Origin of the sequence: Luteibacter sp. 621 (assembly GCF_050435445.1) — a bacterium.
GTDB lineage: Bacteria > Pseudomonadota > Gammaproteobacteria > Xanthomonadales > Rhodanobacteraceae > Luteibacter.
This window is the reverse complement of sequence record NZ_JBNDKI010000011.1, coordinates 1-17,224: the sequence shown is the minus strand read 5'-3', so window position 1 is coordinate 17,224 and position 17,224 is coordinate 1. Positions and strand designations below refer to the sequence as shown.

Sequence of the window (17,224 nt, the reverse complement as noted above, 5' to 3'; positions counted from 1 at the left end):
GACGAAAGGGCCAGGTTTCCCCTGGCCCTTTTTTTGTGCGCTACGCTAGGGCATGCACAGCCGCACCACCACCGCTCGTGACGTGGCCGAACTCGCCGGGGTTTCGATCTCGGCGGTGTCGCGCACCTTTACGCCGGGTGCCAGCGTGTCGGCGAAGACCAGGGAGAAGGTGCTGGCTGCCGCAGAGTCGCTCGGCTACCGGCCCAACCAGCTCGCCCGCAGCCTGATGACCGGCCGCACAGCCCTCATCGGGCTGGTCTCCAACCACTTCGCGAACCCCACCTTCATGGAGGTGTTCGATCTGTTCACCCGCGAGCTCCAGTCGCGCGGCCTGCGCCCCTTGCTGGCGAACCTGGGTGAGGACGAGGACGGCAGCCAGGCGCTGGACATGATGCGACAGTACAGCGTGGATGCCGTGCTCATCGCCACGTCGGCACCACCCGCCGGGTTTGCCGCCTCGTGCCGGGCGGCGGGCATGCCGGTGATCCACGTGTTCGGACGGGCAGGGCGGGGCTCGCCCGTGCCTGTGGCGACGGTCGATAACGTTGCTGGTGGAAGGCTTGTCGGTGAAGCCATGCGCCAACGCGGGCTGAAGAAGCTCGTGTTCCTCGGCGGTTCGCCGCACGACGCATCGTCCATCGATCGCGCCAACGGCTTTGCCGAGGCGGCAGGCAAGGCGCTGCGCCGAACGGTCTTCGCCGGTAACTACACACACGATCACGGCCGCGACGCCATGCTGGCGCTGCTCGATGACGACGCAAGCATCGACGGCGTGTTCTGCGGCGATGATGTGCTCGCCATGGGCGCCATCGATGCCTGCCGCGAGCGTGGCGTGGAGGTGCCGGGCCAGATCAGCATCGTTGGCTTCGACGACATGCCCCTCGCCGCGTGGTCGTCGTATTCGCTCACCACCGTCCGCCAGCCCATCCGCGCGATGATCCTGCATGCCATCGACCGCATCGCCGTATGGATGGAGGATGCCAACGCGGTCCCGCGCAGCAAGCTCTTTCCCTGCGAACTCATCGAGCGCACCAGCCTGCGCTAGCCTTCACACATCAACCCAGCGGCGCTCGCGCGCCGACACCAACGCCGCCGCGACCACCTTATCCACCTCGTACCCGTCCCGGAACGTCGGCCACACCGCCTCACCCGTCTCCACCGCCCGCAGGAAGTCGCGTATCTCGATCACGATCTGGTCGTTGTAGCCCGTGCCGTGCCCGAAGCCCTGGTTGAACGCGAGGTAATCCGGATGCGGCGGCCCCATCAGCAGCTTCTGGAAGCCACGCCGCGCGGGCTCGCGTGAGGCGTCGTACAGCCACAGCGCGTTCTGGTCTTCCTGATCGAAATGCAGGGCGCCCTTGGTGCCAGTGATTCGATAGGTGTAGCCCATCTTGCGCCCCGCGGCCACGCGGCTGAAGCTGAGGCTGCCGCTGGCGCCGTTGGTGAAGCGCAGCAGCATCTGGCCCTGGTCGTCGTTCTCGATGGCCTCGTCGCCAGTAGGGCCGGGGCGCGTTGCGTGGATGATCTGCGTGTCGGCAATCAGGCGGCTTATTGGCCCGACGAGGCGCAGGCACGCGTTGACGATATGCGGCGCGACATCGGCGAGCGCGCCGGCTTCCGTACCCGTACTGATCCGTGTGCGCCATGAAGCGGGCACGGCGGGATCATGCAGATAGTCTTCCACATGTTCCGCGGTCACCTGGATCACGTCGCCGATTTCACCCGACGCGATGATCTGCTTCGCCAGCTGGCTGGCCGGTGTGCGGATGTAATTGAACCCCACCATGTTGGCGAGGCCAGCGTGTTCGATCGCTTCGACCATGCGTAGCGATTCAGCAGGATCGCAACCAAGGGGTTTCTCGCACAGCACGGGTTTACCCGCGGCAACGCAAGCCAGCACCATCTCCAGATGCGTGCGTGGCGGCGTGGCGATGATCACCGCATCCACGTCAGGATCGGCGACTAGTGCGCGCCAATCCCCTGTAGACCGTCGCCATCCCCACCGGGCGGCATGTGCGGCCGCGCCCTCGGCGCTCGATGTAGCGATCATCTCGCACACCGGCTTCAACCCGGTCTCGAAGATCGCGCCTACCGACTGCAGGGCGATGGTATGCGCCTTGCCCATGTACCCCGCGCCCACCAGCCCGATTCGAAGCTCACTCATGCCTGCCTTCCTGTCGAGGTGTCCCGGTCGATACTGCCGATGCTGCACTGCAATTTGCAAGCGCTTGCAAAACGGCCTAGCGTAAGCGCCATCAACCGCCCTGCAGCCGCCCCTGGCGGCCGGAGACCACGCCATGAACGCCGTCCGCCAGCCCGCTGTCGTCCCGCCCGTCTTCACCGAAGCCAGCCTCGACACCGACGCCATCGTGAGGGAGCTGCTGGAAGGTGCCGGCGCCGTCACCCTGCGCGGCTTGTTCACCAAGGCGGAGATCGCCGAAGCCCGCGAGATCGTCATGCGCGAATCCAATGCGGACGATCGCGGCGCCAAGGTCACCCACTTCCAGGGCGATGCCGAGAAGGCCGGGCGGATCAACCTGCAGCGCCGCGTGTGGAATCTGCTGGCCAAGGGCGACATCTTCTCGCGCATGGCGGCGCACCCGACGATCATGAAAGTAATGCGCGCCTTCCTCGGCTCCGAGTTCATCATGGGCTCCATCGCCGCGAACCGCATCCTGCCTGGCGGACCGGGGCAGGAGCCGCATATCGATTACCCGTACTGGGATTTCCATTCGCCCGAGACGCATCCGGTGCGGATCAACTCATCGTTTCCGTTGAACGGCCAGGTCACGATCATGCTGGATCCATTCACTGAGGAAACCGGCGCGACCGCTTACGTTCCGGGGTCGCAACGCGAACTGCGTTACCCGGATGAAGGCGATGGCTTCTTCGATCGTTGCGAGCGGATGCTGGGTGAGGCGGGCGATACCGTCGTGTTCTTCGGCGCGGTATGGCATTGCGCCATGCCCAACCGCAGCACGATCGATCGTTCCGCGATCATCACCCAGTACCTGCCGAAGTTCATCAAGCCGATGGAAGATTTGCCGGCGGCACTTCCCGAGGCCTTCGTGAAAGCGGCCAGCCCGGACATCAGGCAACTACTCGGTTTGAACTACCCGTACCCCGAAGTGCTCGATGCTGCACGCGGCGGCAACGCGGAAGGACGCAAAAGGTATTAACGCTCGTGTAGGAGCGCGCTCGCGCGCGATGGACCTTGCGACAAGCACCTGTCGCGCGCAAGCGCGCTCCTACAGGAGCGGTGCACCCACGAAATGCGCGACGTCATCGAGCACTGGCGCCTTGTCCTTCGAGGGCCCCAGTGCGAACAGGATGCTCATGTGGGTTACGCCAGGGTAGAGCCGCAGCGTGACGGGTTCGCCCCTGGCCTGGTAGCGCTGGGCCAGCGATACGGCGTTGGCGGCTTTCACGGTGGTATCGGCATCGCCCTGCAGGATGAGCGCGGGTGGCTCATCCCCGTCAACGAAATTGACCGGCTGCGACCGGGCCTGCGCTTGGGGAGTGCTACCGAACATATCGATGAAGCTACGGTTCGTCAGCGGCAGGAAATCGTAAGGGCCAGCCAACCCGATAAAGCCGGCCAGATCGCGGGGCTGCATGCCCACGCGGTTCAGCCATGCCTTGTCGGTGGCGAGCAGGGACGCGATATGCGCGCCTGCCGAATGGCCCATCACGAACAGCCGGGCCGGGTTGCCGCCGTATCGCGCGGCGTTCGCCTTCGCCCAGGCGGTCGCATGCGCGGCATCGTCCATGAAGCCATCTAGCTTCGCCTTTGGCCAGGTGCGGTAATCGGGAATCACGACCACGATGCCGCGGGCGGCTAGCGATTCGCCCACCCAGCGGTACCACTGCCGCTTTCCGCTCTTCCAGCTGCCGCCGTAGAAGAAGACCACCACGGGTGCTTTGGTGGCGCCCTTGGGGGCGTACACGTCGAGCGATAACGCGCCATCGAAGGCGATATCTCGGTGTGCGACGGTATCACCCGCGGGCTGGCGGGCATTAACGACCCCGAACAGGGCGGACTGGCAGCCTGCGAGGAGCAGGGCGGCGAGCGAAGCAAGCAGGAGTCGGGTCATACCCAAGGTTTACGTAGCTGGCGTGAAGATGGATGCAGCTTTCCGCGGGCCCGGGGCCCCGATTGCAGTGCGGCCAGCCCTTACTGGCCCCTCAGGGCCGCGTCGACCTGATGGAACAGTGGCCGGTCGAAGGGCGACCATGCCGGTACGCGTACGCCGCTCACGCTGAGCGCATCGCGCGCCCATTGGTTGCAGGTAACGAACAGGCTGTAGTGCCCGGTCCCTTCGTAGAAGGCATCTCTGTCGCCATAGGCGTGGCCGTTGATCCACACGGCGCGGCCATCCTGTCCAACCTGGGTGCTGGCGCGAATGTAAGCGACGAGGCGCACATACTGCTCGTGGGTTAGCACCAGGCGGCGCGCGTTCGCGCCTTCGATGGGCGGCGGCCCGTACTCCACGTGCATGGCCGTCTGGTCGAGTCCGCTCAGTGCGTAGAGCGCCGTCGATGCCTTGAGGTCGCCCCAGGTCGGTACGTTGAGGAAGAAGGTGCGGTCGCCCCAGCCGATGTGGGCCACGTCACCGGCGCGGAGTTCGCGCGGCGCACGTGCATGCGTGGGCGGAAAGAAGCCTGTCCAGTCCATGGCCAGGTCCCGCGCCGGCACCGCGAAGCCGGCATGCACGCCGTTGGTGGTCAACCATACGACCGTACCATTCAGGGGCGGTCGCCAGTCCCGATTAACGGGGATGAGGGCGAGCAGCAGGGCGGCGAGCAGGTAGGTGAGCGGAACCGCAATGACACCAACGGCGAGGACAAACAGCCAGCGCAAGACGCGGCGTCCGCGGGTCATGCTGCCTCCGTTGCGCGTCATGGCGAGGTCACGCGTCCATGTTCAATGGCTAGGATATCGGTGGATGAAATCGATCGTATCCACCAACACGCTGGCGCGTTGCTTCATGGGGCCAAACGCCAGTAGCAGGGCTTCGTGGCCTACGCCGGGATAGAGCCGTAACTCCGCAGGTTCGCCGGCATCGTCGTAGCGCGATGCCATCGAAATCGCCTCGGCCGGGAAGACTTCGGTATCGTCCTCGCCCTGCAGCAGCAACGCGGGTGGCGCACCGGGTGTCACGAAATTCACCGGCTGTGACGCGGCTTGTTGCTCTGGCGTGCTGCCGAACATGCCCACGTAATCGGCGTCATCGTCGATCGGCAGGAAATCGTACGTGCCGGCCACACCGATCCAGCCCGACAGGTCCCTCGGTTGCATGTCCACGATCGCCAGCCACTGGCGATCGGTCGCCAGCATCGCGGCCACGTGGCCACCAGAGGAATGGCCCATCAGGAAGAGGTTGTTGGGTGCGCCACCGAACTCGGCAGCGTGATCGCGCGCCCAGCGCACGGCGTTGGCCGCATCGGTGAGAAAGCCCGCCATACCTACGACGGGCCAGAGCCGGTAATCAGGCACCACGGCGACAACACCCTGCTTTGCCAGCGCTTCGCCCATCCAGCGATCCCACTGGCGCTTCCCTTCCTGCCAGTCGCCGCCGAAGAAGTAGACGACCACTGGCGCATGCTCGGCGTGTGCCGGAGCGTAGACGTCAAGCGCCAGATGGTGCGCCGGGTCGTAGATAAGGCCGTCGTGTGCGATCACGCCTTCCCCCGATTGAGTCGCGTTGATACTCGCAAAGAACGTAGCCCGGCAAGCCGTCAGGCACAGGAGGGTGACAGTGATGAGCAGAATGCGCATCGGTTCATTGTAGGATGGCTGGCGCCGCTTGACGGCATCGCAAGAAGTTGCGTAGTGTTTCGCGAGCCGAGGCGCCCGGCCACGGGATCTCCGAGATAGCCATATCGCACCATTCAAAAGAATGGAGGACTGCCGTGTCTGCAAGTCAAAGGAAGGCCTTTGGCCTACGCGTGCTTGTTCTGGCAGCGCTCGCACTGCCCGCGTGCTCAATGTCCGTCTACGCGCGGGATGTCACGTACTACTACACAGACCAGAACGGCACCGTACTGGCCGAGACCGACGCAGTCGGCAATGTCGTCGCAGTGAGCGACCGGCGTCCCTATGGCCGGGAGGTCATCGGAGCGCTGCCCGATGGGCCCGGCTACACCGGCCACGTAGGTGACACCGAGTCCGCCCTCATTTGTATGCAAGCGCGATACTACGATCCGGAAATCGCGCGTTTTCTCTCGATTGATCCCGACCCGGTCAAACCGGGTGACATCTTCAGCTTCTCACGTACCGCTTATGTGAATGCCAACCCTGTAGGCCATGTCGACCCGGATGGACGCGCATGCATCACGGCAACGAAGGAAGGTGGAAAATCGGGTTGCTACGTCACGCCCGAAGAAAAGGACCTGGCGAACAAGGGGGACTGGAAGGGGTACTACGACCTGGCAGGCGGAAAAGGCAACGATCCTTACGCGCGTCGAGCGGGGGGAAGTCGCGAGCCAGAAGGGATCGACCCCGTTCCTGGACGCGCTGACTACCATCACCACGGTGCGGTTGGTGAAATCGATCGTAGAGAACACAGCCAATACCCCTGCGAAGTCTGAGATCGTCAACGTCTCCATGGAAAACATACGCGTTGCCTTGGCGCGTGCGCATGTCGACGCACTAGAGTCGAGGGGTGCGACGCCGAACAACCCGGTACAGCTGAAGCGTGATGACATCGTGAAGTTTCACGAAACCGTCTTCAGTGACAATAACGCCGGTAACGTATTCGGAGGCAAGACCTGGGATAGTTTCCCCGGATCCCGGGCGCTATACGACTGGTGCCCTGCACCAAGTTGTTCGGATTGAGACGCGTCATGGCGCCAAAACTTCCGGTTTTCACAATCTGCCTCGCGGTTGCGGGCTGCTCAGATTCGTCGCGATTTTCCTTCGACCACGCAAGCACGGGATTTTGCGTGCCGCATGCATACGTCATCGAAGCGCCACTTTGGCTAACCCACGACGTTGCTTCGGATAACGGCGGCTTTGCCTTTCGTGGTTGCGGCAAATCCGATGTTGCCGGGTGTTTGCTACCACCGGAGCTGGTGGCTGGCACGGTGGGACCACGGCGCGATGCGCGGGGGAGTCGCTGGGCTGATTTCCCCGCGGGCAGCACTTATCACGACGTCGTTACGCGTGCGCTCGCACGGCACGAATACACGGCGTTTCCCGATCCGCAAGGTGGGCATGGCCAGATCCTTTCGATCCGCGAGGCAAGTGGGGGTAGTGCTGCGGTCATGTACTGGCGCACTGCCGCCGATAACCCCCCGAGCCTGCATCCTGGCGATGAACTGCTGGCGCGATGCAAAGGCGTCAACGCCCAGCGATCAGCGAGCGGGGCTGAGGTGGCTTTTGGGTGCTCGCGTACGGTCCAGTTACCAGACGCAGCAATAGATTACGATTTCTTCAGTGGCACCATCACTGCGGCATTCGTCGAGGACCTGGACAGTCGCGTGATCAGCGCAGTGGGGAAGTGGCGCTGCCCCTAGGGGCCTCGGCGCCCGGCCGCTAGAATGCGACCATGACCGATATCCGCACGATCCTGCGCACTGCCAGCCACGCCCTGGGCGATCGCTTCGAGGCCGAGCTGTTGCTGGCGTACGCCCTGGGGGTGAACCGGGCCTGGTTCTTCGCCCATGCAGAGGATGCGCTGCCCGCCGCGGACGAGATCACCTTCAACGAACTGGTGGCCCGCCGGGCGAGGGGCGAGCCCGTGGCCTACATCACCGGCCACCGGGACTTCTGGTCGTTGCCGCTCGAAGTCACCCCGGCGACGCTGATCCCGCGCCCGGAGACGGAGCTGCTGGTCGAACTTGCGCTGGCCCGCCTGCCGGAAGGCGGCCGCCTGCTCGACCTGGGCACGGGCAGCGGCGCCATTGCCCTGGCCATCGCGAAGGAACGGCCGGATGCCACAGTACACGCCGTCGACGCCAGCGAGGCGGCGTTAAAGGTGGCGCAACGCAATGCGCGTGCGCTCGGGCTGAAGGTCGCCTTCTTTCATGGCGACTGGTTCGCCCCCGTTGCTGGCGAGACCTACGACGTCGTCGTCAGCAATCCCCCGTATATCGAAGACACCGATGCGCACCTGGGCCAGGGCGATCTACGCTTCGAACCCATGAGTGCGCTGGCCTCAGGCAAGGATGGGCTGGACGATCTCCGCAAAATCATCGATGGCGCGCCGGCACACCTGGCAGATGCTGGTTGGCTGCTTTTCGAGCACGGCTGGAACCAGGGCGAGGCGTTGCGAGCACTGCTCAATCCGCCCCGATGGTTCGAAGTCGCCACTATCCGCGATCTGGAAGAGCGCGAGCGTGTTACCGGTGCGCGTGGATCGCAGGAAGGGTGATTGACCGGATCGCAATATATTGCGCATCGTCGCCAAGGCACGGATAGGCAGTAGGTAAGGGGAGCCCAGGAAGCGTCAGGCTTGCTGCAGGGCTGTTGAGGGGTAACCAGTGCGAGGTCGTCTTCATGCCGGGCATGCTCGGTGTGGCGAACACATATGGCACGGGGCTCATCAGGCGCCGATGTCTACGTCGGATGGGAAGCGCATCGGAGGCAAGCCGTATGACTCGGTACGTGAAGCTGCTGATTTGTCTTTTATGCCTCTGTTTCAGTATGCGAGCCGCGCCACAGACGAAAGTGGTGACGTACTACTACACCGATCACGCCGGATCTGTGCTCGCCGTGACCGACGCTTCAGGGGCCATCATTGCGAGCAGGGAGTACCGCCCATACGGTGCACCGTTTATCGCGCAGGGCGATATGGAACGGTCTTTCGGCGGGCACGTTGAAGATAGCGAAGTGGGTCTTGTTTATATGCAGGCTCGTTTCTATGACCCGCAAGTTGGCCGGTTCCTCAGTATTGATCCCTTTGACCTGAGGGAGGGCGAGGTCAGGCAAGCTGGCCACTACCACTTCGGGCTGAACAACCCCCTGTCATATACCGACCCGACGGGCATGTCGGCCTGCAGCATGTTCGAAGCCCTTAAGTGGAACGCCGACGGCGGAGAAAGGCGAATGCAGGACGGCCGTGATCGAACGCGCGAGTTTGTGGCGCTTGATCAGACCCAGGGCGGAGGCGACTCTCACCGGCCCGGCTGCGACACCATTGCGAAAGAGCTTAACCAGCGCCCTCGGCAGACCCTGGACTTCCAGACCCCGGCCGAGGTGCTCAATCAAAACGTTGCATCGACCGGTTGAGATCGCCGTGCGCTTCCTCGCGAGTGGCGGCCGCATGAATGATCCGGCGACAGCCTATTACAGCCGTTCTGGAGGATATGTGGTGAGGAATGATGTAACTGGGGACATCGTCCAGATCTCGAACCGCAACGATCCAGGCTGGAAGGCACCATGGGGACCTTGAACGCACTTCTTGAGCACGAAGGCATCGTCGTGATTGAGCGAGCCGGAGCGGTACTTTTGGACACGGCTAATTTGCTCAGGGCCCTGGCGCTGATTCAGGAGCGCAACATTTTCCTTGCCGGTCTTGAAGGGTTTCACCTCAATGGCGATCAGCTCACGCCGGTCATGGATATGATCGTTGACACATCGGGCGCCGCGACGGTGGCAGAGGCCGTTGACTGCATAAAACGGGTGGTTTCGGCCGAGGGCTGCAACGATATGCTCTACGAGCTGATTTCTCTCTGAGGTCGACATCCGGCGAGTTCGGCCGGCCAGCCTACATCGGCGGCGATACACACCGAAATCGAACGCTTGCTGGAACGCCTCGCGGCCCGTTGTTCGGGGGCGACATGGGACGATATCGCTGCGCAGTTGAACCGCTTCGGCCAATGGGAGTTCGATGAATACCAGGGTGTGCGGCTTGAGCGCGGTTAACCCGCGCTAGCCACTGCCGTCGCCACATACTGCGGGAACCGCCCACGAATCGCCGCGCGGATCTGCGGCAGGTCCAGACCGGCCATCGTCAGCACTTCCTCGCGGCTGCCGTGCTCGAGGTATTCATCGGGCAGGCCCAGGTGGAAGATGGGAATCGTGATGCCCTTCGCGGCTAGGAACTCGGCCACGCCCGCACCGGCACCGCCGGCGATGGCGTTGTCTTCAATGGTGACGAACGCCTCGTGCGTGCGCGCCAGTTCCAGGATCAGCTCTTCATCCAGCGGCTTCACGAAACGCATGTTCGCGAGCGTCGCATCCACTTCGGCGGCGATGATGGCCGCGGGGGCCAGCATGGTCCCGAACGACAGGATGGCCAGGCCGTGGTGGCCGCGGCGGCGGATTTCGCCCTTGCCGATCGGCAGGGTTTCCAGGCCTTCGGCAATCTTGGCGCCCGGGCCGGTACCGCGCGGGTAGCGGATGGCGGCGGGGCCGTTATACGCATAGCCCGTGCTCAGCATCATGCGGCATTCGTTCTCGTCGGCTGGCGCCATGATCACCATGTTCGGTAGCACGCGCAGGAACGACATATCGAAACTGCCGCAGTGGGTGGCACCGTCGGGGCCGACCACGCCGGCGCGATCGATCGCGTAGGTGACATCGAGGTTCTGCAGCGCCACGTCGTGGATAGCCTGGTCGTAAGCGCGCTGCAGGAACGTCGAGTAGATCGCGACGACCGGCTTGGCGCCTTCCACGGCCATGCCGGCGGCCAGGGTGACCGCGTGCTGCTCGGCGATCGCCACATCGAAGTAGCGCTGCGGGTATTCCTTGGAGAAACGCACCAGGCCCGAGCCCTCGCGCATGGCGGGGGTGATGCCGAGCAGGCGTTCATCGGCGGCCGCCTGGTCGCACAGCCAGTCGCTGAAGATGTCGGTGTAGGTCGGCTTGGCCGGTGCACCCTTCTTCACCAGCCCGGCGACCGGATCGAACGGGCCCACGGCGTGGTAATCGATCTGTGCTTTTTCGGCAGGTTCGTAACCCTTGCCCTTCGTCGTCATGACGTGGAGCAGCTGCGGGCCCGGCAAGTCCTTCACCATTTCCAGCGCCTGCACCAACTGGCCGATGTTGTGGCCATCGATGGGGCCGGTGTAGTGGAAGCCCAGCTCCTCGAACAGGGTGGAGGGCACGAACATGCCCTTGGCGTGCTCTTCCCAGCGCTTGAAGAAGCGGCCGAAGAACGATTCACGCGGCATGGCCTTCTTGGCACGCTCGCGCCAGGCGTTGAGCGTGCGGCTGGACATGGCGCGGGCGGCCATCTTGGTCATGGCGCCCACGTTCTCGCTGATCGACATGCCGTTATCGTTGAGGATCACCAGCATGTTCGGCTCGACATCGCCGCCGTGGTTCATGGCCTCGAAGGCCATGCCGGCGGTGAAGGCGCCATCGCCGATGACGGCAACGACCTTGCGGTTATCGCCACGGCGCTGCAGGGCGATAGCCATGCCAAGCGCGGCCGAGATCGACGTGGAGGAGTGGCCGACGCCGAAGGTGTCGTACTCGCTCTCGTCGCGGCGCGGGAAGGGGGCCAGGCCATCCTTCTTCTTGATCGTGGTGATGCGGTCGCGGCGGCCGGTGAGAATCTTGTGCGGGTAGCACTGGTGGCCCACATCCCAGACCAGGCGGTCCTTCGGGGTCTCGAACACGTGGTGCAGGGCCACGGTGAGTTCCAGCACGCCCAGCCCCGAACTGAAATGGCCGCCCGACGAGGCCACGGCCTCGATCAGGTAACGGCGCAGCTCATCGGCGATCGCCGGCAGCTCCTCCGCCGGGAAACGGCGGAGATCCTCCGGCGATTCGATCTGCGCCAGATAGGGGTAGTGGGAGAGGTCGTTCATACCCGTATTGTTCGCCCTGAGCGGGGCCGGGGCAAGGGACGGGGTGTGAATCCTTGCGGGCAAAAGCCGGGCAGGGTTCAGCCGGGCCTGCGGTCCCGCGGTAAGTGGCTGACCAGGAACTCCATCTGGTCGGCCAGGATGTTGCGGTTGGAGAGGATAAGGTGCTCCACCCAGCTGGGCCGGTAGGGCACGGCCAGCAGGGGCATGTTGGCCTGCTGCGGGGTGCGGTTGCTCTTGCGCAGGTTGCAGGCCAGGCAGGCGCTGACCACGTTCTCCCACTCGTCCGCGCCGCGCTTGGAGATCGGCACCACATGATCGCGGGTGAGTTCGTGGCGAGTGTACTGGTGCCCGCAATACAGGCAGATATGCCGGTCGCGGGCGAACAGGGCGGTATTGGTGAGGGCCGGGGCCGGGTCGATGGCGTGTTCCCGGCAGTGGCCGGTGCTGGCCACGATCGGGTGCAGTTCCAGGCTGCTGCGCAGGCCGGAGGCCCGGCTGATGCCGCCGCGGACGGTGACGCAGGGATCGCCCAGGGTCCAGGCGACCACGCCCCGGACATACAGACAAACGGCATCTTGCCAGCTGATCCAGTCCAGGATGCGCCCTGATGCGTCGAGCGAAAGGACCCGGGTGGCATGCAATGCCGCCACCTTGGGTAGGTCCTCTTGGAGCACTTCCATCGTCATCTAGTCTCGTCCTTCACGTGCGCGAAAGAGCGTTCCAGCAAGCCGAACTCCGTGCGGGCCAGGGTGTTGGCCCCGCCCCACAAGGGGCGTTGACCCGAGCATAGCCCATTATTGCTACAGAAAAGCACGGCGGCGGTACGCTTCTTGCGGGGCTTTTCCTGTCACCCGGCGCTGATATAGTGGGCGTTCGATAAGAGCCCGCAGGGTTTGGAAGGGGGGCCGGGGTGGCTTCCCAGGCCTGGCGGGTCCCAGAGGGAATGAAAGTGGCTGAAGTGCTTTTCTACGAGCGTCCGGTTGCGCTGAACCGTACGACCCATCGCGACCTTCGCCTGAAGGCCGTCAACAACATCCATTTCGCCGCCAAGGCCCACTCCGTCCCGCTCACGGGCGTCGAGTTCGCCCCGGCCGCGCGCGATTTCCCCATCCTGTTCGCTGGCAACAGCATCGAGGACGCGGGCCCGATGGCGCTGCTCGGCCTGCGCCAGGGTGAAAACCTGCTGGTTGGCGAGAACGGTTTCTGGGAGCAGGGCATCTACATCCCGGCGTTCGTCCGCCGCTACCCGTTCGTGCTGGCCGAGAAGCCGGCCGGTACCGAGGGCGATGATTTCACCGTGTTCCTCGATGAGGCCTACGAAGGCTTCAACGAGACCGAAGGCGAGCGCCTCTTCAACGAAGACGGCACCGATGCCCCGGCCCTCACCAATGCCGTGAACTTCCTGGGCGAGTTCCAGGATCACGTGGCCCGCACCCAGTGGTTCATGGGCAAGCTGCGCGAGCACGACCTGCTCGAGCCGCGCACCATCACCCTGCAGAAGGAAGGCCGCGGTATCAATCTCAACGGCCTGTTCGTGATCAACGAAGAGAAGCTGCGCAAGCTCGACGAGAAGGTCGCTGGCGAGTTCCTGCGCGAAGGCGCGTTCGGCTGGATCTACGCGCACCTGGTGTCGCTGGCGAACATCGACCGCATGGCGGCTCGCCTGGACAAGCGCGAGACGGTGGAAGACGGCGCGAAGGTCAACGCCTGATCGCTGCTTTGCTGTAACGCTCGACGGAAAGGCCGCCCACGAGGCGGCCTTTTTTTATGGCTTATTGCGTTCGTTGCCGATTGCGAAGCACGACGCATGGGCGCCGCGCGAATGCCCGCTCTTCAGCGAACCGGACGGGCCATGCGCACCAAATCGGTATCGAAGCCGTGCTTCACGTACAGGTCCCGCGCCCGCTCGTTGCCGGGGAACACGGCCAGGGTCACGAACTGGCAGCGGTGCTCCTTCGCCCACCCGTAGGCGTGATCGAGCAGCACCTTGCCCACCCCTGAGCCTTCGTACTTCTCATGCACCGCGATATCCGAGATGTGGCAGTTATCCCGGTGGGTGAAGAAATCCTTGGTCTTCTGCAGGTGGATGAACCCGACCGCGTCGCCGTCTTCGTTCTCGGCCACGAAGATATAGCTATTCGACGGCTGCTCATCGAGGTGCCTCACCAGGTCGGTCTCGATGCCTTTCAGGCAATCGGACTTGGTGCGGCCGTTGGGCAGCGGGAAGTGGATGAACCGGTGGACCAAACCGAGGATGAATTCATCGTCGTCGCTCTCAGCGAGACGAATCAGGAACGCTGGGTCGCTCATCGTTTCGGGAACCGTGGTTGGCTTGGGAGGTCCGGGCCCGATTAGTTCTACACCTGAACGGGAGCCGGGAAAAGTCCCGGCTCCCGTGTTTTTGTTACAGCAGCTCGGGCAGGGTCACGACGCCCGCATCGATCGCGGCCTTGTGCAAGTGGATGCGCGGCAGGATACGGGCGAAATAGAAGTTCGCCGTATCGCGCTTGGCCTGCTTGCCCTCGGCGTTGAGCAGGCTGCTGCCCTCGGCGGCCAGCACGCTGCGGGCCAGGAAGTAGGCCAGGGTGATGTAGCCGGAGTAGTAGAGGTAATCCACCGCCGCTGCGCCCAGTTCTTCCGGGTTGGCCTGGGCCTTGCCGGCGATCTCCAGGGTCAGGTCGCCCCAGGCCTTCGCGGCCGTGGCGAGCGGCCCGATGTAGGCCTTCACCGTGTCGTTGCCCGCGTTGGCGTGGCAGAAGGCTGAAATCTCGCCCAGGAAGTGCTTCAGGCCAGCGCCCTGCAGTTGCACGATCTTGCGGCCCAGCAGGTCCAGCGCCTGGATCTGGGTGGTCCCTTCGTACAACGTGATGATGCGGGCATCGCGGACGAACTGTTCCATGCCGTGTTCGGCGATAAAACCATGGCCGCCGAAGATCTGTAGCGCTTCCTTGGTGCATTCCTGCGCGGCCTCGGTAAGCAGGCCCTTGGCGATGGGGATCAGGAACGAGAGCAGCTCGCCGGCCTGCTTGCGTGCCTGCGGGTCGGTGTCACGCGATTCGATATCGCTCTGCAGCGCGGCGTAGGCGGCCAGCACGCGGCCACCCTCCACGAACGCACGCTGGGTGAGCAGCATGCGGCGTACATCGGGGTGCACGGTGAGCGGATCGGCCGGCTTATCGGGCAGCTTCGGGCCGGAAAGAGCGCGCATCTGCAGGCGCTCGCGGGCATAGTTCAGGCTGTTCTGCAGGGCGCGCTCGGAGACGGCGAGGCCCTGGATGCCCACGGCCAGGCGCGCCGCGTTCATCATGGTGAACATGGCCATCAGGCCCTTGTGCGCCGGGCCGATCAGCCAGCCCTGTGCGCCATCGAAGTTCATGACGCAGGTGGCCGAGCCCTTGATGCCCATCTTGTGTTCGATCGCGCCGGCGGCGGCGCCGTTGCGCTCGCCCAGCGAACCATCCGCGTTCACCTTGAACTTGGGCACCACCAGCATGGAGATGCCGCGGCTGCCAGCCGGCGCATCGGGCAGGCGGGCCAGCACGAGGTGGATGATGTTCTCGGCGAAATCATGCTCGCCGGCGCTGATGAAGATCTTGGTGCCGGTCACGCTGTAGCTGCCATCGCCGTTGGGCTCGGCGCGGGTCTTCAGCAGGCCCAGGTCGGAGCCGGCCTGCGGCTCGGTCAGGCACATGGTGCCAGTCCAGCGGCCTTCCACCAGCGGCTTCAGGAAGGTTTCCTGCTGCCACTCATCGCCATGGTGCTCGAGCGCATCCGTGGCGCCGTGCGACAGCAGCGGGTAGATGCCCCAGGCCAGGTTGGCCGAATCGATCATTTCCTTCGTGAGCGCACCCAGCACCGCCGGCAGCGCCTGGCCGCCGAACTTTTCGTGTGCCGTGAGGCCGGCCCAGCCGCCCTCGGCGTACTGGCGGTAGGCTTCCTTGAAGCCCTTCGGCGTGGTGACCGACGCGGTGGCCTTGTCGTAGTGGCAGCCCTCGGCATCGCCAGATGCGTTCAGCGGTGCCAGCACCTGCTCGTTGAAGCGGGCGGCTTCATCCAGCACGGCATCGAACAGTTCGCGGTTGTGGCCCTCGCCGCCCTCGAGGCGGGCGAGTACGGCTTCGGCGCCGAGCACGTCGTAGAGCGCGAAGCGCATGTCATTGAGCGGGGCTTTGTAGATCGTCATGGTGGATCCTGGCGAATGGGGGCTGGGAAATGAATCAGGGCGAGCGGTAGGTATCGGGGATGCCGGGCACCGGCGATAGCCAGCTCTTGCCGTACACCGGGAAGGTGCGCGGCTTGTCTTCTTTTTCTGGGGTGCCAGTGACCTGGCCATTGATCACGTAGGGCAGGGCGCCGGAGCTGCCCTTGGCGGCCAGTTCGGCCAGGGCTTTCGACATCTCGGGCGTGGGCAGGATGTCGATGCGCGTAACATCGGCGGCGAACGAAGGGATGTCCTGGCTGATGTTGGCATCGAGCAGCACGCCGCCGAGCGTGCCCACCTGCAAGGTGCCCTGGATGCGATCGAACGCCATGCCGCCGTAGCTGTTGTTTCGCACACGCAGGGTCACGTGCCAGGTACCGCCGGGCTTCGCGGAAACCTCCTGCAGGGTAACGGCGGGCGGGAATACGCTCTTCTTCGGCGGGCCGCAGGCGGCAAGCAGGGCTACACCGGCGAGGGCCATTACGCGGAGGATCGGAAAGCGTCGCATCAAGGTCATTCCCTGGGCTTGGGGCATCGAACACTCGTTTGATGGTAGCGCCGCGCGGGCTTCCAGCGCGAGACAGCGTTTGAAACGCGGTTCCCAAGCGCGGGGCAAGCAGGCATCATCCGTGTTTGCCTTCCATGACGACTATTTACCCATGACCCGACGCATTGTTGCGCGCCGCTCCCCCATCCATGGCAATGGCGTTTTCGCCACCGCGCCCATCAAGGCCGGCGAAGATGTCGTCGAATACAAGGGCGACCGCATTACCCATGCCCAGGCCGACAAGAAGTACGGCGATGGCGGCGAAACCGGCCATACCTTCCTGTTCACGCTGAACGACAAGTGGATCGTCGACGGCAACAGCCACGGCAATACCGCGCGCTGGATCAACTACGGCTGCGACCCGAACTGCCAGGCCGTGATCGTGGAAGACGAGCCGGGCAAGGATTCGAAGAAAGACAAGGTGATGATCGAGGCCATCCGCGATATCGCCCCGGGTGAAGAGCTGACCTACGATTACGGCATCACCATCGATATGCCTTACACGGCGCGCCTGAAGAAGATCTGGGCCTGCCATTGCGGCTCGCCCAAGTGCATCGGCACCATGCTGAAGCCCAAGCGCAAGGCCGCGTAAGCCCACGTCTCCGGCGCCATGTAGGAGCGGGGGGGGGGGGGGGGGGGGGGGGGGGGGGGGGGGGGGGGGCGGGGGGGGGGGGGGGCGCGCGCGGGCGGGGGGGGGGGGGTGGGGGGGGAGGAGG

General features: G+C 64.4%; 19 protein-coding genes and 1 pseudogene. 11 read left to right on the top strand and 9 right to left on the bottom strand.

The window, feature by feature from the left end:
* Positions 1-52 precede the first annotated feature (52 nt).
* On the top strand, positions 53-1,045 hold the full coding sequence (locus ABIE56_RS13060) for a LacI family DNA-binding transcriptional regulator (protein WP_429244220.1): 993 nt from the start codon (positions 53-55) through the stop codon (positions 1,043-1,045).
* 3 nt (positions 1,046-1,048) lie between these two features.
* On the opposite strand, the gene ABIE56_RS13055 is transcribed toward ABIE56_RS13060, so the two are convergent.
* A complete protein-coding gene (locus ABIE56_RS13055; protein ID WP_429244219.1) occupies positions 1,049-2,164 on the bottom strand; it encodes a Gfo/Idh/MocA family protein in 1,116 nt (371 codons plus the stop codon).
* A 133-nt stretch (positions 2,165-2,297) separates the two neighbouring features.
* On the opposite strand from ABIE56_RS13055, the gene ABIE56_RS13050 reads away from it, so the two are divergent.
* Complete coding sequence (locus ABIE56_RS13050) at positions 2,298-3,179, top strand: phytanoyl-CoA dioxygenase family protein (protein WP_429244218.1); 882 nt, start codon at positions 2,298-2,300, stop codon at positions 3,177-3,179.
* Positions 3,180-3,248: 69 nt separating this feature from the next.
* Here the strand turns inward: ABIE56_RS13050 and ABIE56_RS13045 are convergent, their stop codons facing one another.
* From ABIE56_RS13045 to ABIE56_RS13035, 3 genes are all read right to left on the bottom strand, one after another.
* Complete coding sequence (locus ABIE56_RS13045; protein ID WP_429244217.1) at positions 3,249-4,094, bottom strand: alpha/beta hydrolase; 846 nt, start codon at positions 4,092-4,094, stop codon at positions 3,249-3,251.
* 80 nt (positions 4,095-4,174) lie between these two features.
* The gene (locus tag ABIE56_RS13040; RefSeq protein ID WP_429244216.1) at positions 4,175-4,882 is read right to left on the bottom strand and encodes a TIGR02117 family protein; all 708 of its coding nucleotides are present in this window, start codon (positions 4,880-4,882) and stop codon (positions 4,175-4,177) included.
* A gap of 42 nt (positions 4,883-4,924) precedes the next feature.
* Positions 4,925-5,779, bottom strand: coding sequence for an alpha/beta hydrolase (locus ABIE56_RS13035; protein WP_429244215.1), 855 nt, complete (start codon positions 5,777-5,779; stop codon positions 4,925-4,927).
* A 134-nt stretch (positions 5,780-5,913) separates the two neighbouring features.
* Here ABIE56_RS13035 and ABIE56_RS13030 point away from each other — a divergent pair, with 134 nt between their 5' ends.
* The 7 genes and pseudogenes from ABIE56_RS13030 (at position 5,914) to ABIE56_RS13000 (ending at position 9,868) form a co-directional block, all read left to right on the top strand.
* Positions 5,914-6,591 carry an RHS repeat domain-containing protein gene (locus ABIE56_RS13030; protein ID WP_429244214.1) on the top strand — a complete coding sequence of 226 codons (678 nt, stop codon included), beginning with the start codon at positions 5,914-5,916 and terminating at the stop codon, positions 6,589-6,591.
* A gap of 255 nt (positions 6,592-6,846) precedes the next feature.
* The gene (locus ABIE56_RS13025; RefSeq protein WP_429244213.1) at positions 6,847-7,518 is read left to right on the top strand and encodes a hypothetical protein; all 672 of its coding nucleotides are present in this window, start codon (positions 6,847-6,849) and stop codon (positions 7,516-7,518) included.
* A 32-nt stretch (positions 7,519-7,550) separates the two neighbouring features.
* Positions 7,551-8,375: a peptide chain release factor N(5)-glutamine methyltransferase gene (prmC, locus tag ABIE56_RS13020; protein ID WP_429244212.1), complete on the top strand. Its 825-nt coding sequence runs from the start codon at positions 7,551-7,553 to the stop codon at positions 8,373-8,375.
* A gap of 125 nt (positions 8,376-8,500) precedes the next feature.
* Positions 8,501-8,980, top strand: a pseudogene (locus ABIE56_RS13015) (RHS repeat domain-containing protein); the annotation flags it as partial.
* 286 nt (positions 8,981-9,266) lie between these two features.
* Positions 9,267-9,395: a colicin E5-related ribonuclease gene (locus tag ABIE56_RS13010; RefSeq protein ID WP_429244211.1), complete on the top strand. Its 129-nt coding sequence runs from the start codon at positions 9,267-9,269 to the stop codon at positions 9,393-9,395.
* Positions 9,392-9,679 (top strand): hypothetical protein, encoded by a 288-nt coding sequence (locus tag ABIE56_RS13005; protein ID WP_429244210.1) that lies wholly within the window; start codon positions 9,392-9,394, stop codon positions 9,677-9,679. Before ABIE56_RS13010 ends, ABIE56_RS13005 begins: the two co-directional genes overlap by 4 nt.
* Before the next feature lie 45 nt (positions 9,680-9,724).
* Positions 9,725-9,868, top strand: a complete 144-nt coding sequence (locus tag ABIE56_RS13000) for an Imm8 family immunity protein (RefSeq protein ID WP_429244339.1) — start codon at positions 9,725-9,727, stop codon at positions 9,866-9,868.
* Here the strand turns inward: ABIE56_RS13000 and dxs are convergent.
* Positions 9,865-11,760 carry a 1-deoxy-D-xylulose-5-phosphate synthase gene (gene dxs / locus ABIE56_RS12995; RefSeq protein ID WP_429244209.1) on the bottom strand — a complete coding sequence of 632 codons (1,896 nt, stop codon included), beginning with the start codon at positions 11,758-11,760 and terminating at the stop codon, positions 9,865-9,867. The genes ABIE56_RS13000 and dxs overlap by 4 nt on opposite strands.
* 77 nt (positions 11,761-11,837) lie before the next feature.
* A complete protein-coding gene (locus ABIE56_RS12990; RefSeq protein WP_429244208.1) occupies positions 11,838-12,440 on the bottom strand; it encodes an HNH endonuclease in 603 nt (200 codons plus the stop codon).
* A 269-nt stretch (positions 12,441-12,709) separates the two neighbouring features.
* Between ABIE56_RS12990 and ABIE56_RS12985 the strand changes: the two genes are divergently transcribed.
* Positions 12,710-13,471, top strand: a complete 762-nt coding sequence (locus ABIE56_RS12985) for a SapC family protein (protein ID WP_429244207.1) — start codon at positions 12,710-12,712, stop codon at positions 13,469-13,471.
* Positions 13,472-13,593: 122 nt separating this feature from the next.
* Here ABIE56_RS12985 and ABIE56_RS12980 read toward each other — a convergent pair whose 3' ends face one another.
* From ABIE56_RS12980 to ABIE56_RS12970, 3 genes are all read right to left on the bottom strand, one after another.
* The gene (locus ABIE56_RS12980) at positions 13,594-14,070 is read right to left on the bottom strand and encodes a GNAT family N-acetyltransferase (protein WP_429244206.1); all 477 of its coding nucleotides are present in this window, start codon (positions 14,068-14,070) and stop codon (positions 13,594-13,596) included.
* A gap of 94 nt (positions 14,071-14,164) precedes the next feature.
* Positions 14,165-15,943, bottom strand: coding sequence for an acyl-CoA dehydrogenase C-terminal domain-containing protein (locus ABIE56_RS12975; RefSeq protein WP_429244205.1), 1,779 nt, complete (start codon positions 15,941-15,943; stop codon positions 14,165-14,167).
* 34 nt (positions 15,944-15,977) lie between these two features.
* Positions 15,978-16,469, bottom strand: coding sequence for a hypothetical protein (locus tag ABIE56_RS12970; protein ID WP_429244204.1), 492 nt, complete (start codon positions 16,467-16,469; stop codon positions 15,978-15,980).
* 151 nt (positions 16,470-16,620) lie between these two features.
* Between ABIE56_RS12970 and ABIE56_RS12965 the strand changes: the two genes are divergently transcribed.
* Entirely contained in the window at positions 16,621-17,100 is a 480-nt protein-coding gene (locus ABIE56_RS12965; RefSeq protein WP_429244203.1) for an SET domain-containing protein, read from the top strand.
* Positions 17,101-17,224 lie beyond the last annotated feature (124 nt).